This is a genomic window from Fusobacterium ulcerans ATCC 49185 (genome assembly GCF_900683735.1).
In the GTDB taxonomy this organism is placed as follows: Bacteria; Fusobacteriota; Fusobacteriia; order Fusobacteriales; family Fusobacteriaceae; genus Fusobacterium_A; species Fusobacterium_A ulcerans_A.
In genome coordinates this window covers 1288693-1305421 of sequence record NZ_LR215979.1, presented here as the reverse complement: position 1 = coordinate 1305421, position 16729 = coordinate 1288693, and the positions used below count along the sequence as shown (strand labels likewise).

Annotated in this window: 17 protein-coding genes and 1 pseudogene; 7 read left to right on the top strand and 11 right to left on the bottom strand. The window is 29.3% G+C overall.

The window, feature by feature from the left end; all coding sequences use genetic code 11:
* Nucleotides 1-3 precede the first annotated feature (3 nt).
* From E0E45_RS05880 to E0E45_RS05855, 6 genes are all read right to left on the bottom strand, one after another.
* Nucleotides 4-801 (bottom strand): ABC transporter ATP-binding protein, encoded by a 798-nt coding sequence (locus E0E45_RS05880; protein ID WP_096402796.1) that lies wholly within the window; start codon nt 799-801, stop codon nt 4-6.
* Nucleotides 794-1765, bottom strand: a complete 972-nt coding sequence (locus E0E45_RS05875; protein WP_096402795.1) for a branched-chain amino acid ABC transporter permease — start codon at nt 1763-1765, stop codon at nt 794-796. The genes E0E45_RS05880 and E0E45_RS05875 overlap by 8 nt, the downstream gene beginning before the upstream one ends.
* A 9-nt stretch (nt 1766-1774) precedes the next feature.
* Nucleotides 1775-2659: a branched-chain amino acid ABC transporter permease gene (locus E0E45_RS05870; RefSeq protein ID WP_130890310.1), complete on the bottom strand. Its 885-nt coding sequence runs from the start codon at nt 2657-2659 to the stop codon at nt 1775-1777.
* Between the two features lie 71 nt (nt 2660-2730).
* The gene (locus E0E45_RS05865) at nt 2731-3891 is read right to left on the bottom strand and encodes an ABC transporter substrate-binding protein (RefSeq protein ID WP_130890309.1); all 1161 of its coding nucleotides are present in this window, start codon (nt 3889-3891) and stop codon (nt 2731-2733) included.
* 628 nt (nt 3892-4519) lie between these two features.
* Nucleotides 4520-4804: a GNAT family N-acetyltransferase gene (locus tag E0E45_RS05860; protein WP_130890308.1), complete on the bottom strand. Its 285-nt coding sequence runs from the start codon at nt 4802-4804 to the stop codon at nt 4520-4522.
* A 27-nt stretch (nt 4805-4831) separates the two neighbouring features.
* Entirely contained in the window at nt 4832-5317 is a 486-nt protein-coding gene (locus tag E0E45_RS05855; RefSeq protein WP_130890307.1) for a toxin-antitoxin system YwqK family antitoxin, read from the bottom strand.
* A gap of 252 nt (nt 5318-5569) precedes the next feature.
* Between E0E45_RS05855 and E0E45_RS05850 the strand changes: the two genes are divergently transcribed.
* The 4 genes and pseudogenes from E0E45_RS05850 to E0E45_RS05835 all read left to right on the top strand — a co-directional run bounded on the left by E0E45_RS05850 (nt 5570) and on the right by E0E45_RS05835 (nt 9563).
* Nucleotides 5570-5812, top strand: a complete 243-nt coding sequence (locus E0E45_RS05850; protein ID WP_096402790.1) for a TIGR03905 family TSCPD domain-containing protein — start codon at nt 5570-5572, stop codon at nt 5810-5812.
* 116 nt (nt 5813-5928) lie between these two features.
* Nucleotides 5929-6672: a putative ABC transporter permease gene (locus E0E45_RS05845; protein WP_130890306.1), complete on the top strand. Its 744-nt coding sequence runs from the start codon at nt 5929-5931 to the stop codon at nt 6670-6672.
* 300 nt (nt 6673-6972) lie between these two features.
* On the top strand, nt 6973-8499 hold the full coding sequence (locus tag E0E45_RS05840) for an ABC transporter substrate-binding protein (protein ID WP_130890305.1): 1527 nt from the start codon (nt 6973-6975) through the stop codon (nt 8497-8499).
* 36 nt (nt 8500-8535) lie between these two features.
* Nucleotides 8536-9563: pseudogene (locus E0E45_RS05835) on the top strand (M42 family metallopeptidase).
* Between the two features lie 172 nt (nt 9564-9735).
* On the opposite strand, the gene E0E45_RS05830 reads toward E0E45_RS05835, so the two are convergent.
* The 5 genes from E0E45_RS05830 to E0E45_RS05810 are packed head-to-tail and all read right to left on the bottom strand — an operon-like array spanning nt 9736 to nt 14608.
* On the bottom strand, nt 9736-10995 hold the full coding sequence (locus E0E45_RS05830; RefSeq protein ID WP_130890304.1) for a PTS galactitol transporter subunit IIC: 1260 nt from the start codon (nt 10993-10995) through the stop codon (nt 9736-9738).
* Nucleotides 10996-11016: 21 nt separating this feature from the next.
* On the bottom strand, nt 11017-11403 hold the full coding sequence (locus E0E45_RS05825) for a PTS sugar transporter subunit IIB (protein WP_130890303.1): 387 nt from the start codon (nt 11401-11403) through the stop codon (nt 11017-11019).
* Between the two features lie 9 nt (nt 11404-11412).
* Complete coding sequence (locus E0E45_RS05820; protein WP_130890302.1) at nt 11413-11850, bottom strand: PTS sugar transporter subunit IIA; 438 nt, start codon at nt 11848-11850, stop codon at nt 11413-11415.
* A 24-nt stretch (nt 11851-11874) separates the two neighbouring features.
* Complete coding sequence (locus E0E45_RS05815) at nt 11875-12525, bottom strand: L-fuculose-phosphate aldolase (RefSeq protein WP_096402783.1); 651 nt, start codon at nt 12523-12525, stop codon at nt 11875-11877.
* A gap of 19 nt (nt 12526-12544) precedes the next feature.
* Nucleotides 12545-14608, bottom strand: coding sequence for a BglG family transcription antiterminator (locus E0E45_RS05810; protein WP_130890301.1), 2064 nt, complete (start codon nt 14606-14608; stop codon nt 12545-12547).
* Between the two features lie 294 nt (nt 14609-14902).
* On the opposite strand from E0E45_RS05810, the gene E0E45_RS05805 reads away from it, so the two are divergent.
* The 3 genes from E0E45_RS05805 (at nt 14903) to E0E45_RS05795 (ending at nt 16556) form a co-directional block, all read left to right on the top strand.
* Nucleotides 14903-15433, top strand: a complete 531-nt coding sequence (locus E0E45_RS05805) for a GNAT family N-acetyltransferase (protein WP_130890300.1) — start codon at nt 14903-14905, stop codon at nt 15431-15433.
* Between the two features lie 101 nt (nt 15434-15534).
* A complete protein-coding gene (locus tag E0E45_RS05800) occupies nt 15535-15786 on the top strand; it encodes a hypothetical protein (protein ID WP_096402780.1) in 252 nt (83 codons plus the stop codon).
* Between the two features lie 20 nt (nt 15787-15806).
* Nucleotides 15807-16556: a toxin-antitoxin system YwqK family antitoxin gene (locus tag E0E45_RS05795; RefSeq protein WP_096402779.1), complete on the top strand. Its 750-nt coding sequence runs from the start codon at nt 15807-15809 to the stop codon at nt 16554-16556.
* Nucleotides 16557-16729: the final 173 nt, after the last annotated feature.

Sequence of the window (16729 nt, the reverse complement as noted above, 5' to 3'; positions counted from 1 at the left end):
AGATTATTCCTCCTCTCCTCCAATTTCATCTTCATCATCCTGTCCAAGATATGCTGTAACAACTGCTGGGTCATTTACTACTTTCTTAGGGTCCCCAGAAGCAATTATATTTCCATGATCCAGTACAACAAGTCTTTCACAAATTCCCAATACCAGTTTCATATCATGTTCTATCAAAAGAATTGCTATGTTGAATTTATCTCTAATTAAACGGATAGTATTCATTAATTCTTCAGTTTCTGTAGGATTCATTCCTGCTGCTGGTTCATCTAAAAGAAGCACTTTTGGATTTGTAGCCATTGCACGTGCTATTTCTAGTTTTCTCTGTTTTCCATATGGCAGATTTCCTGCTGCTGTATGTGCATATTCTTCTAATCCAAATATTTTTAAAAGGTCCATAGCCTTTTTTTCAGCTTCTTTTTCTTCTCTCCAGTATTTAGGAGTACGAAACATTCCAGCTAGTATTCCATATTTCATATTAAAATTATTTGCTACAAGTACATTTTGAAGTACAGAAAGATACTTAAAAAGCCTGATATTCTGAAATGTTCTTGCTAATCCTTTTTTTACCAATTTAAATGTTGGCATCTTATTGATGACTTCTCCATTAAATTTATACTCACCAGATGTTGGGGAATATACTCCAGTAAGAATATTAAAAACTGTTGTTTTTCCCGCACCGTTTGGTCCAATAAGTCCTACAAGTTCATTTTCTTTTATTTCAAGATTAAAATCTGTAACAGCTTTAAGAGCACCAAAAGTGATAGATATATCTTTTGCATTTAAAATAGGATTACTCATTTGTATCACCTTTTTTCTTCATAAATCTTTCAATCACTTTAGTTATCTGGAATTCTTTACGTCCTAATAATCCAGTTGGACGGAATATCATTGTCATAATAAGGAGCAGAGAATAAACTATCATACGATAATCAGAGAATCCACGAAGAACCTCTGGAAGAATAGTTAAGGCTATTGCTGAAAGTATAGAACCTGTAAAGCTTCCCATTCCTCCAAGCACAACCATTACCAATATGTTGATTGAATAGTTATAATCAAACTGTCTTGCACCTAATATACCAAGATAATGTGCATAAACTCCTCCAGCCACTCCTGCAAATACAGCTGAAATAGTGAATGCAAATGTTTTATAATATGTAGTATTGATACCAGAAGCACCACTTGCTATTTCGTCTTCACGAATAGATAAAACAGCTCGTCCATGTCTGCTGGTCATAACTGAAAACATCATCATAACAGATACAGCCATAATTATATAAATAACACCAAATTTATTGAAACGAGGAATTCCACGAAGCCCTTGTGCCCCTCCAGTAAAACTGAAATATTCAATAAGTACTCTTATGATTTCTCCAAATGCCAGAGTAATAATGGCAAGATAATCTCCATTTAATCTAAGAGCTGGAATACCAATGATAATACCAATAATTCCAGCAACTATTCCTCCGATAATAAGAGCCAGAATGTATCCAGGAATTCCTTCAACAATTCCGCTTTTAGCAAATAAAGCAGCAGCATATGCACCAACAGACATAAATCCAGCATGTCCAATAGTTATCTGCCCCAGACATCCCACTGTAACATTAAGGCTTACAGCAAGAATTATATTTATACAGATAAGTGTAAGAATATTTGTCTGATATCTTGAAATAAATCCAGCTCCAATCATACCTGTAAGTATAAAATAAAGAACTGCTAATAAAATAAACGTTGAAATATAACTAATCATCTTTGTTTTTGACATCTATATCACCTATACCTTTTCTCTCATATTTTTACCTAGTATCCCTGTAGGTTTGACTAAAAGTACTACTATAAGGATAGCAAATACGAAAGCATCTGCCAGTTGAGAAGAAAGATAAGCTCTTGTCAGACTTTCTACAATTCCCAAAATAAATCCTCCAATAACTGCTCCTGGAAGAATTCCTATTCCTCCTAAAACAGCTGCAATAAAAGCTTTTATTCCAAGCATAGACCCCATAAGAGGCTGAACTTGGGGATAAGCTGAAACATACAGAACAGATGCTACTGCTGCCAATCCGCTTCCAATTGCAAATGTTAATTGAATTGTATTATCAACATTGATTCCTACTAATTTAGCTGCTCCATAATCTTCACTTGTAGCCATCATTGCTTTTCCATATTTAGTTTTTTTCATAAAATACTGAAGTCCTACTGATAAAGCTATTGTAAGAATAATAGTTACTACAGTTCCAAAATTTAAATGCATTCTTCCTATAACTATTGGAGCATTTGTAAATACTTTTGGAAATGCTCTAGTATTTGGAGTAAAAAGTTTCATAAAAGTATTTTCTAATAATAAGCTTACTCCTATGGCTGTAATCAGGTTAGAAATTCTTGGTGAATTTCTAAGAGGTCTATACGCTATCCTCTCTGTCAAAGTACCTAAAATTACACATATAATTATAGCTGGAAATACAGTAAGCCATACGGGCAACCCTATTCTTGTAAAGACTGGAATACTAAATAATGAAACATATGCTCCTACCATAATGATATCTCCATGAGCAAAGTTTATGAGCTGTGCTATTCCGTAAACCATTGTATATCCTAAGGATACCAAGGCATATATACTTCCTATTTGTAATCCATTTATTATCTGAAGTAAAAATTCCATTTATAATCTCCTTTCATGTATTATTTTTTAAAGAGAACCATCCCTCAGGGAGAGATGGTTCATGTCTTTAACTATTTAGGCTGAATAACTGAATCAAATGTATAGTTTCCATCTACAACTTTGATAATAGTTACAGCTTTTACTGGGTTATTTTTTGCATCAAAAGTAAGTTGTCCAGTTACACCATCATAATTTATATTTTTCATTGCTTCAACAACAGCTTTTTTATCTGTAGAACCAGCTTTTTCAATAGATGCTTTTACAATATAAGCAGCGTCATATCCTAAAGCAGAGAAAGCAGATGGATCCTCATTGTATTTAGCTTTATAAGATTTAATAAAGTTTTGTACTTTTTCAGAAGTGTCCTGTGTTGAATAGTGATTTGTGAAATAACTGTTTTCAATAGCACCATAAGCTGATTTATCTAGTGCTTTAGCAATTCCATCCCATCCATCTGGTCCAATGAAAGTAGATTTGATTCCAACTTCTCTTGCTTGAGTTGCAATCAAAGCTGCTTGTTCATAATATTCTGGTACAACTAAAACATCAGGGTTAGTTGGAGCGATTTTTGTTAATTGAGCTTTAAAATCTTTATCCCCATCTGCATATCCTTCTTTACCTACAATGGTAATTCCAAGTTTTTCAGCTTCTTCAGCAAATGATTTAGCAATTCCATCAGAATAATCACTTGAGTTATTTACTAGAATAGCAGCAGTTTTTGCATTAAGTTTTTGTTGTGCAAAGTTTGCTAAAACAACTCCTTGATATGGGTCAGTAAAGCATACACGGAATACATTTGGTCCTGCTTCAGTGATATTATATTGAGTTCCAGTAGGTGTAATCATAGGCATATTATCTTGGGCAGCAATTTCTGCAACTGCTAAAGTTGGCTTAGATGTAATATCTCCAATAAGAGCTACAACTCCATCATCAACTAATCTATTATATGCAGTAACTGCTTCAGTAGAATCTCCTTTTTCATCATAAACAATAAATTCTACTTTTTTTCCTAGAATTCCTCCATTGGCATTGATTTCTTCAAAAGCCAGTTTACTTGCATTTGATGCAGTAATACCATAAATGGCAAGTCCACCTGTAAGTGGTGCTAGTCCACCTATTTTGATAACTTCAGGTTCTTTTTTTTCAGCAGTGGCTGCTGGTTTTTCACTGTTTCCTCCGCATGATGTTAATAACAACGAAAGTCCTAATAAAACTGTGGTAAATTTTTTCATAATTGTTTCCCCCTTAATTTCTTTATTTTTATTTTAATTATAAACTAAATTGTGTACACCGACTAATAAAATAGTTATTTTGTTTGTTGTAGACGTACAAATTAATTGATTAAAAAAAAGCAGCCTTGTTAGGCTGCAAAGTATCTATTCTGTCCTTTGATAAAAGATACATCAAAGAAATAATTTAATCAATCAAACCACTTTATTGTTTTATATAAATATAGTTTAAAGATTCAGAATATTGTTTGTTAACCTTAACAAAATCATTTGCATATAAAATTTTACTCACTATGTGTATGAGTAGTATCATGTATATGACGAATGATATTATGCTAAGTATGAACATATTCTTCCTCCTCTTTAATAAAATTTATTGTTATGTCGAGTATAAACCTAAATTAAAAAAAAATCAAGTAAAATTTTTAAAATATTTTTTATTTTTTAAAATTTATTGAATTTTAATTTCTTAATAAAATAAAATACCAAAAAAACAGTATCATTTTTATTTTTATTTGTACATAAAAATTTTATAAAAAACTAATTTTTTTAATGTTTATACCAGAATAATTTTATCTATTTATCTTTATTTAAATATTTCTGTTTGCTTACACTTCTATATTAATTATTTCTATTTAATAACGTCTAGTAATTCTTCTCTATGTTTTTTTAATTCGTGAAGAACATATGGACAAGTAGCAAGTATTTTGATTGAATGTTCTCTGGCATAACTTACAAGCTGGTCAAACATTTCTTTTCCAAGACCTAACCCTTTTTGGCTGTCGTCCACCCAAGTGTGATCTGCTATCAGTATATCTTTTCCAGCAAAAACAAAAGTCATTTCTGCAACTCTTTTTCCATCTTTCTCAATATAAAATTCACCGCTTTTATCTGATATTTTTCTTAAAATTTCCATTTAAATTCCTCCTTAAATCATATATTTTTAGTTAAAAAAATCTTTTATTTTATCTTTCAATTTATCTGTATCTACTAAATATTGTTTAACATCTACAAGCTCTCCATCTTTGTATATTTCAGTAAGGATAAGTTCCTTTTCACTTGTATATCTGTTCCAGTCCCCTTCTCTTTTTCCATTAAGAAAGTTTCCTGTATAGGCAACTGCACCATTTTTATAATATTCATAAAAAGTTCCAACAGCTACACCGTTTTCGAAAGTAGCCTTTGATTGTATCTGTCCATTTTCATAGTATGTAAATTGTTCTCCATTATATTTTCCATCTTTGAAAGTTTCTTTAATTTTTAATTGCCCATTTTCATATTTTCCTGTAATAACTCCAGAATAAGGCTTTTCTTCGTTTACTATATATACTATTCCGCTTCTTTTCTGTTTTTTAGAAATATCAACTTCACTCAAACTGCATCCTACTATTGAAAAAGTTGCAAGAACTAGTAAAAATTTTTTAAACATATTTTTTAACCTCCAATAAATTACTTTAATTAATATTAGTACAAAAGATAGAGATTTCCTTTTATTTTTTTTATATTTTCTTAAATCTTTCTTTAAATATTTACCATTGTATCCCAAATTATTTTTTTATTCCAGAAAAAATAAATTATATAATTTATATATACAATAGTTATAAGAGGACTATTTACAATTTTTCATTTATTTTGTATAATGTTATGTAAATTAATTCGTAGAAAGATTTAAGGAGGGAAAATGCATTATTATTCAACTGAGAAAACTTGTGCAAGACAGATAGGTGTTACTGTAGATGGAGATGGAATCATCACTGAAATAGAATTTGTAGGAGGATGTGATGGAAATACTCATGGACTTCAAAATCTTATTTTAGGAATGACTAAAGATGAGGTTATCAAAAGATTAGATGGAATAGATTGTAAAGGTAAAGGAACTTCTTGTCCTGATCAACTTGCAAAAATATTAAAAAAAATTAAATAAACTTAAAAGAAACTCAAGAAAATTTTATTTCTTGAGTTTTTCTTTATTTTTAAAAAGAAAAACATTACTTTATCAGTAGAACTCTTATATAAGATTTTATTGAGGAGGAAATAAGTATGTATAAATATCTTTACTATTTTTTTATCTACTCTTTTTTAGGATGGTGTCTGGAAGTATGCTATGCAGCTTTGAATACAGGGAGGTTTATTAATAGGGGATTTTTAAATGGCCCTTACTGTCCTATATATGGTGTGGGAGTTGTAATTATTCTTCTATTTGTTTTCCCTTTAAGAAAAAATATGTTGGTACTCTATGTAGCTTCTGTTATTCTTACTTCTATATTAGAATTGACAACTGGATTTGCTCTGGAAAAAATATTTCATTATAGATGGTGGGATTATTCAAATGTCCCCTTTAATATTGGTGGATATATATGTCTTAAATTTTCTCTTATGTGGGGAATAGCATGTATCATGGTTGTGGATATTATCCATCCAATAGTTAATGATTTTGTAAAATGGATACCACATTTTATTGGTAAAATTTTATTAGGTATAATGATAATAATGATGGCTATAGATTTAGCAGCTTCTGTAAGAACAGTCTTAAAATTAAATTCAAGATTGGATAGAATTGATAAAATAGCTGTAGATATACATGACTTTTCAAATGATATTGGAAGTAAATTAACTACTGACTTTTTGGCTACTGATAAAAAAATACAGGAATTGAATAAAGAAAAAGAGGATTTGGTAAAAAAACTAGACTGGGATCAAAAACGTATGTTGAAAGCTTTTCCTAGTATGAAGTCAAATCATCATGAAAAATCTCTTGATAATATGAAAAACAATTTAAAATAATAATTCAGAGATGGTTGGAGAGCTAAGTTTTAGCTTTCTGATCATCTTTTTTATTTATTAATATTTTTTATAAAGTATTACATATAGTTTCCCTCAGATAAAAACATTGAACACGTGTTTAAATTTAAAATGTTTTGTTTTTAAGTATACTCCATTACTATATTATTTAAAATTTTAAGAAGATAATTTTTTACTTCTAAGCATATATTCTATATATTTTTAAAAAGCTGGTTAAAGGAGTAATATATACTAACAAATTCACGTTGTAACACCTATATATAAATACGGAGGAGGAAAAAAATGAAGAAAAAAATAATTACAATTTTAAGTTTAGCTCTCTTTATTTTTGGATGTTCATCTAAAGATGGAGAAAAGAAAACAGATGCCCCAAAAGAAAAAGTGGTAGTAGTTTCACAAGGTTCAAAGCCTAAAAGTCTAGATCCTAATATGTATAATGAAATCCCAGCTCTTGCTGTAACAGAGCAAATTTTCAATACTCTTTTAAGAATTGATGATAACGGAAATGTAGTCCCTGAGCTTGCTGAATCTTATGAGTATGCTTCTCCTACTGAACTTATTATCAAAATCAAGAAAAATGTAAAATTCCATAATGGAGATACAATGACTGTGAATGACGTTGTTTTCAGCCTTAACAGAATGCTTGAAAAACCTGCCAGTAGAATCATGATTGAAATTATTGATAAAATAGATATCCTTGATGACTCAACTATTAAACTTACACTAAAAAATAGTTCTGCACCTTTACTATTTAGTCTGGCTCATCCATTGACAGCTATACTAAATGAAAAAGATACAAAAGCTAAGAATGATATGATTGCTACTGAACCTATGGGAACTGGACCTTACAAATTTGTAAGCTGGGGAGATGGAGAAAAAATTGAATTTGTAGCTTTTGATGATTATTTTGAAGGAAGACCTAAAATAGATAAGCTTATAATAAGAGCTATCACTGAAAATAGCAGCAGACTTGCAGCTTTAGAAACTGGAGAAATAGATATTGCTTATTCAGTAGCTCCTGTAGACACTGGTGTTATTGAAAAAAATAAAAATCTTGAGCTTATCTCTGCTCCAACTACTTCAACTGAATATATGACTTTAAATACTACTAAAGCTCCTTTCAATAACAAAGACTTTAGAGTTGCTCTTAACTATGCACTTGATAAACAAAGTATGGCTGATTCAGTATTTATGGGAAAAGCTAAACCAGCTACTACTATAGTTAACCCAAATGTTTTTGGGTATTCAAGTGAAGTTCCTGGATTTGAATATAATCCTGAAAAAGCTAAAGAGCTTATAAAAAAATCTGGTGTTACTAATCCAAACTTCAAGCTATATGTAAATGATAATGCTATAAGATTACAGCTTGCTCAAATAGTTCAGGCTAACTTCAAAGAAGTTGGAATAGATATGGAAATAGAAACTCTTGAATGGGGAGCTTATCTGCAAAGAACTGCTCAAGGTGAACATACTGCTTTCATAGGTGGATGGGTATCTGGAACTTCTGATGCTGATATCGTTCTTTATCCCCTTCTTCACAGTAGTTCACATGGTGGAGCTGGAAACAGAGCTTTCTATACTAACAAAGAATTTGACAAAGAAGTAGAAATTGCCCGTGCAACTTCTGACCCTGAAGTAAGAAAAGCTCATTACAAAAATGCTCAAATGATATTACAAGAAGAATCTCCATTAATCGTTCTTCTATATAAAAATGAAAATATCGGAATCAATAAAAGAATAAAAGGATTTAAATATGATCCAACTACAATGCATAATTTATATAACCTAGACGTAGTAGAAGTAAAATAATAAAATTTTAACAATACATTTAAGGAGTGATTTCAAATGAATATTGATTTAGATTACATCTTAGATACAACAGTGGAACTTCTTGGTATTCCAAGTCCTGTTGGATTCACAGATGCTGTTATGAACAGAGTAGGAGAAGAACTTAATACTCTTAATGTTCCTTTCAAAATGACTAAAAAAAGGGCTATTATTGCTTTCATTGAAGGAGAAAACAGAAACTACAAAAAAATGATCTCTGCCCACCTTGATACTCTAGGTGCAGTAGTAAAAAAAATAAAGTCTAATGGAAGACTGGAATTGATTAATGTAGGAGGATGTCCTTGGGCTGGAGTAGAAGGTGAAAACCTTACTATCCACACACTAGATGGAAGAGAATATGAAGGGACTTTACTCCCTACAAAATGTTCTGTACACATTTATGGAGATGTAGCTAGAGAAATGCCTAGAACTGCTGAAACTATGGAAGTTAGACTGGATGAAGATGTCCATACAGCAGAAGATACAGAAAAATTAGGAATTAGGGTAGGAGATTTTGTTTCTTATGAAACTCGTACTCGAATCACTGAAAATGGATATATCAAATCTAGATATCTTGATGATAAATTATGTGTAGCTCAAATATTAGGATATATCAAATTTCTTAATGATTATAATCTAAAACCAAAATCTGATCTTTATATCTATTTTTCTAACTATGAGGAAATAGGTCATGGTGTATCTATAATTCCAGATGATCTTGATGAATTCATAGCTCTAGATATTGGATTAGTTGGAGCTGATGCTCTTGGAGATGAAAAAAAGTAAGTATTGCAGCTAAAGATAATAAAACTCCTTATGATATTGAAGTTAGAAAAGGATTGATGAAAGCTGCTGAAGAAGCAGGTATTAACTATACAGTTGATGTATATAATAGATATGGCTCTGATGCAAGTGCTGCTGTCCTTCAAGGATTTGATTTCAAATGTGGATGTATTGGTCCAAGTGTCGATGCTTCTCATCATTATGAAAGAACTCATATTGATGGAGTTATTGAAACTGTAAGACTTATGATTGCATATTTATAACAAGAAAAATTAAAGGCTGTTGGAATGAGTAATTTATTTTACTGACTTCTACAGCCTCTTTTCATATAAAAAACATTTTTGTATATACACATCAAAGAATTAAAAAATTTACTATTTAAAAAAGCTGACCTGAAAAATTCAAATCAACTTTCTCAATTATAATATATTTATCTTAATTAAATATTCCAAATACTTTCCACATGATATATGAAATAATATGCGATCCTGCATCAACTGAAGATACACTTCCTACACCTTTAGGTATATTGAAGCCAACTTCTCCTGCTACTCTAGTTAAAAGAGGAGCCATTGATGAACCAATAAGAAGTATCAAAGACATTATAATCATAGAAGAAATAAATGCCCTGAATATATTACCTTTTGCTGGAATTATTGCCCATGTCAATAAAATTGGAATAATTCCTATATCTGCAAATGGAAGCATTGTATTTCCTGGAAGCACTACTGCTAAAAGAAGCGACATAGGAACCATCATAACACCTACTGACATGATTGTTGGATCTCCTATTGCTATTGCTCCATCAAGACCTATATATACTTTTCTTCCCGGAAATCTGCCACTCATAAACTCCTGAGCTGCCTCTGATAATGGAATTAATCCTTCCATTAAAAGTTTAGTCATTCTTGGCATTAAGAACAAAACAGCTGCAAGGTTTATTCCTAAAAGAAGAACTGCCTGCCAATCATACCCTGCTAAAAACCCGATTATAACCCCTAATATCAATCCCATTATAGCAGGGTCTCCAAATATAGACATTAATGACCCAGTATTATCCTTTTCTTTTAATTCTATTTTGATATCTTTAATAACTGGTATCATATCTATTAATTTATTAATTGCATATCCAACAGGGAGCCAGTTGATTGTTTCAACATGGGCAAATGTTACCCCTTCCATACCAAAGTATTTACTTATTATTGGAGCTGCCCAATCTGCTAGTTTTAAAATTATTACAATAGTTATTGCAGAAGCTATCATTGCAAGGACAAAAGAACCTGTACTGTAATATACTAATGCACCTGTGAATATAAAATGCCAGAAATTCCAAAGGTCTACATTCATTACATTTGTCCAATTGAAAGCAAGCATGATAAAATTTATTCCTATTGCAAGTATAAATATCCATACAACAAGAGGAGTTGCAAAGGACATAGCTGCTTCAACAGGCCACCCTACATCCATTGTAGTTAGGTTAAGATTAAAGTTTTCAGACATTTTTTGTGTTGCAGTTCCTAGATTAGAAACCATCATTCCTATAACAAGGTTTATTCCTATAAACCCAATCCCAATAGTCAAGCCAGATTTAAAAGCTTCTTTTGGCTTTAATCTAAATATTAATCCTAAAATAAAAATGATTATTGGCAAAACAACTACTGCACCCATATCAAGCAATGCTTGTATTATATTCATAAGTCCCTCCTCATTTTATATTTATTTTTTTATAGCTTCAACAATTTCATCTAAAGTTTTTTTCATTCCAACTCCAGTTAAAAATGGTACCCCTGAAAAGACAGGGCAGTCAAATTTCTGATCCTTTGGCAAAACTACTGTATGTACTACAAAGTCAGGTTTTAAAGTTTTTGCCATCCCTTCAAGCTCTCCTATTTTGCATTGAGTGACATCTAAAAGAATCCCTCTCTCCTCAAATCCTTTTTCTATTTTGCTTCTAGCCATTGTTGATGTAGCAATTCCACTTCCACATGCAATTATTGTTTTATATTTTTTCTTTCCTGCATTTATTTTTATTTCAGTTTTTTCTTCTGTTGCTTCCGTTTTCTCTGTTTTATCATTTTTTAAAAACTTGCTAAATATTCCCATTTTACCTCCTTATAGAAGAATATCCAATATGTCTTCATCTGTCATTACAGAAAATCTCTTTAAAATATCTTCATAATTTTCAAACAAATCAGCCATAGCTGATAATATTTCATTCTTATTTTCTTTAGTTAATGCCATTATAAAAAATATATTACACTTTATATCATTTTTTCCATTTTCTATACTTTTAAAAATAACAGGATTATCAGCTATAATTATTGCTATTCTATCTTTTATTACATATTTATCATCTGTATGTGAAATAGCTATATTAGTCCCTTTTTCCAAAATCATTCCTGTTGGAAAATCTTTTTCTCTCTGCTGTAATGCTTTTACAAAACCTGCTGTTACAATTCCATCATGGTAAAATTTATTTCCAACAATTTCCAGTGCCTCATCTCTTGTAAGTTTTTCATTTAATCTGAATATATACTTTTTTTCAAACATTATTTCTCCCTTTATAGATTAGACTTATAGTTTGCAGTATGAACCAAATTTAGCAATATGCCTATCTATCTCTTCTTTAGAAAGTATTACTGGATTGCCTATGCTTCTGGCTTTTACATAAAGTTCTGCACAAAATTCTACATATTCTGTTATAGCAAAAGCATTTTCTATGTCTATTGCTCCCACATTAACTCCATGGTTTGCTAGCAAACATGCCTTTGCTCCTCTCATAGCTTCAAAAGCATTTTCTGCTAATTCTGGAGTTCCAAACATTGCATATTCTGCACATTTCACTTCATGAGTACCTGTTATTGCAAGCATATAGTCAACAGCTTTTAAGGGCTCTCTCAAACATGAAATTGTTGTACAATATATTGAATGTGTGTGAATAAGAGCTTTAATATCCTCTCTTCCTTTATATACCTTTAAATGCATTCCTGTTTCAGAAGAAGGTACATATTGAGGATTTCCATCTGCTACCTTTCCATCTAAGTCTACAAGCATAATATCTTCAGGCTTCAAAATATTATATGGAACACTGCTTGGAGATATTGCCACTAACTTTTCTTTTTCGTTATAAATAGATATATTTCCTCCTGTTCCTTTTGTTAACCCTTTTTCAATTAAAAGATTTAAATATTTTACAATTTTCTCTCTCTCAGTTTGTAATTTCATAAAATCATCCTCCTTAAAATTATTTACTAATATTTTCAATTATGTTAAAAATTTCTTCTGATGTACTGCATTTTTCTAAAATTTCTTTCAGGTTATTTTCATCAATATTCTTTTTTAGTTCAAGCAGACCTTTTATATGTTCATTCTTATCACAGCTTGCCAGAGCAAAAATATGCTTTATTTCCATTTCATCTCCAATCTTTACTGGTTCTATTAATTGCAGATAGCTAATTCCTGTTTTAATAACATTTTCTCCAATATCTGCATGAGGTAGAATTATAGCTTCTCCTATCATCATATATAGACCAAGTTCTTTTATTTTTTCTATCATTTCAAAAATATATTTTTCTTTTATGTAGCCATTGTCATAAAGTATTTTTCCTGCTTCAAATATGGCATCTTCCCATGTTGTAGTATTTTTTGTTATTTTGATATTTTTCAAAGGAAGAATATCTTTTAGTGAAAGGTCTATAAATTTTTCTATCTCCTTGTTTTCAATATTTTCAAAATAACCTGCCAGAATTTTTTCTAATTCTTCCTCGTTCTCTATACTAGAATATTTTTTAATTATTTCCATTATTTCTGGAATATTTACTCTGTTTTTTCGATTCTTTATTCCAACTGTTAATAAGTCAGTTATATTTTCTTTTGTAAGAATTGAATTTACCTTAACTATTGGTATATTTACCTCTAATTTTTTTATATCTGTTGTTGTGATTATAAAATCAATTTCACTTGTATCAATATTCTTTAAATTATTCAAAGGAACCAAATCTTTTATTTCAATATCAAAAAGCTCTTCCATTTCCTGTTTTAAAAGATTAGATGTTCCATATCCCAATCCGCATACTATCAAAATTTTTTTCTTTTCTTCTGATTTTTCAGCCATCCTTTTTATGGAAAGTACAAAATGAACTACAAAAAATGATGTTTCATTTTCAGAAAACTCTTTTCCTATAAAATCCTCTATTTTTTTTAATGCTGTTTTAACTTCATTATATAGAATTGGATATTGTTCTATGATTTCTCTATGAATTGAATTTTCAAGCTCTATATCATTTTTTAATCTGTATATTGTAGGTATAAGGTGATTTATCAATCCATCTCTTAAAGTATTGTCTTTTAATATATTCAAATTTATTTTTTCACTTACCTTTTTAATAAGATCATCTGCCATTTTCTCAATATAAATCCAGTTTTCATAAAATGAGTATTTAAAATTATAGGTATGTGCTCCTAGGAGAAATTCAGTTATTTTAACAATTTCTAATTCATTCATTTTAATATTCTCATTATTTTCTAAGATAAAAATATTGCTTTTAACAATTTCAAAATCATAAGTTGATTTTATAAATTCTTGATTCTGTAAATTTTTTTCTAATGTTAAGTTATTTTCCACTCTTTTAATTACTATAAGGAGATAAATCATAAGAATTTGATAGGCTTCATCTGAAATTTTTTTATTTAAAACTATCTTTAATTTTTCCAGATACTGTGTTACTGTTTGAATATTTTTTGAGCTTATATAATTTTTTATTATGTTGACTTCATAGCTGCTTATTTTTTCAAAAAATTTTAATTTTTTATTTTCTATTTCAAAAATTTTTTTTAGTTTTTCTAATAAAAGCTTTCTAATAATAATTTCATGTCCTACAATTATAAGACCTTTATTAGCCTTAGAGATTACTTTCAATTTCTTTTTTTCAAATTCCTGTCTTACAAATCTCATATCAATTTTAAATGTACTTCTACTTATATCAACCAAATTGCATATTTCATCTGCTTTGCATCCATTACTCGAAATTAATAAAAATAAAAATATTATTTCCATTCTTTCTGATTTTGAGAAATTATAATTTTTATCTTCAAGTTCTTTTATCACTTCTTCAAGATTTCCAAACCCTTTTATTATTCTGCTTTCTATAACTATTTTATAATCAATTTTTTCATCAATAAAAAACTCATTCAAATCTTCTATACGATATCTTATGGTTCTTTCAGATATGCCAAGAATTTCAGAGACTTTTTCTATATCCTCATTTAAATGATTTAATAATACAATTTTTTTATTATCTATAAACATATCGTCTCCTTTCTGTATATCTTAATATAATATTATTCTAAAAATTTTACATTTAAAAGGACTTTATTCTTCATTATTTTTGCAATTTTTTGTCCCTTATCTCAAATGCTCAAAATTATTATATTTTACAATTTATTTAAGGTTTTAAACTTTTATAAATCTAATAGTAATTAAGTACATAATAAATTATATCAAACTTTTTAAGGTATATGTTTTTCACTAAACTTCTTTTTAGTTGCAGATAAATACATTTTCCTGTAAAATTATCATTAAATATATATTTAGGGGGAAAAGATGGATAAATATGTTATTAGAAAAGGAACTGCAGGTGATTTAGATGAATTAGAAAAACTATATGATTCTTTGAATGACTATCTGGAACAGAATATTAATTATCCTGGCTGGAGAAAAGGATTGTATCCAGTCAGAGAAAATGCTGCTGATGGAATAAAAAATGAAAATTTATATGTAATAGAAATAAATGAACAGATTGCAGGAACTCTTATATTGAGCCATGAACCTGAAAAAGCTTATAATAAAGCTCTCTGGAAAACTGAAAATAATTATGAAAATATCATAGTTATACGAACTTTTGCTGTCCATCCAAAATTTATGAAAAATAATGCTGGATTTTCTCTTATGAAGTTTGCAGAAAAATTTGGAAAAGAAAATGGAATGAAATCTATCCGTTTAGATGTTGCCATTCAAAATACACCTGCCATATCCTTATATGAAAAATTAGGATATGAGTATATTGATACTGTAGATTTAGATCTCAATATATCTTGGCTGAAATGGTTTAAATTATATGAACTTCTCTTGTAATATAGATATTTTATAAGTTTTTTGTTTTCACAATGTAGTGTTAAAAGTATTTTTATGTTATAATGAAATATAAATTGAATATTTTGAGGAGCATTGTATTTATGGAAGAAAGAAAAAACTTTTGGAAAATTTGGGGTAAATTTGTTGGATTGCTTCTAGCAGTTCTGGCATTATGGATACTTCTAATATTTATATGTGATAAAGTATTAGGAAAAACTTTTGAAGAATTGAAATATATCCATTACTTTATTTTATTAGTTGTAATAATAAAAGTAAAAAAATGGTTCTTAAAGAAGCTGGATGAGGAAGATGAAAAAGAAATAATTGAAAAACATAAAACTGATGAAATATAGTTTTGGGCAGGAGGATTCAAATGAAAACTAGGGAAGTGGAATTTTACCAGAAACAATTAATGGATGGACTAGCTTATGTCTTAGGCGAAAATGATCCTTTCTCTGGAAATTTTATATACAGATATCGTGATGGTGAAATTAAAACAATTGAGCCTTATGTAAACGGTCTTAAAGAAGGAACTGAAATAAAATTTTATGAAAATGGTCAGATAAAAGAGTCGATAGATTTCGAAGCTGGACATATTTCTGGTGATTCTATTCAATATTATGAAAATGGTCAAATGAAAGAATATATGGGATTTCAAAATGATAGAATGGATGGGGAATGGGTAAAATATTATGAAGATGGTTCTGTTAAAACAAGAGGATTCTTTAAAAATGGTAAACTTAATGGAAACAAAATCACTTATTACCCTAATGGTGCAATAAAGGAATTAGCTTCATTTAAAGATAATCTGCTTCATGGAAGATATGAAACATACTTTGAAAATGGCGAAATAGAAGTTAGTGAGAATTTTTCCAATGGACTTCTTGAAGGAGAAGCTATCTACTATTATGAAAATGGCGAAGTAAAAATAAAAGAGGAATATAAACTTCATGTAAAAAATGGTAAATATGTAAGATATTATGAAAATGGAATCATTAATGCTGTGGGAAATTTTAAAGAAGGACAGCTTAATGGTGACTGGAGTATGTTTTATGAAAATGGTAAACTTTTAGGTACTGCTTCTTTTAAAGAAGGAGAAATAACAAAAGATGATGATGAATAAAATTATAGAAGACAAAGTATTTTGCTTTGTCTTTTTTTATTTCTGGTTATTTGTTTATTGCTAAAAAGAAGAGGAAATAAAAGAGTCTTTGGAGTATATTATTATAAGCATATTTAAACAAAAAATAATAGTGGTAAAAAACCTATTGTTGTAATAAAATATAAAAAACAATT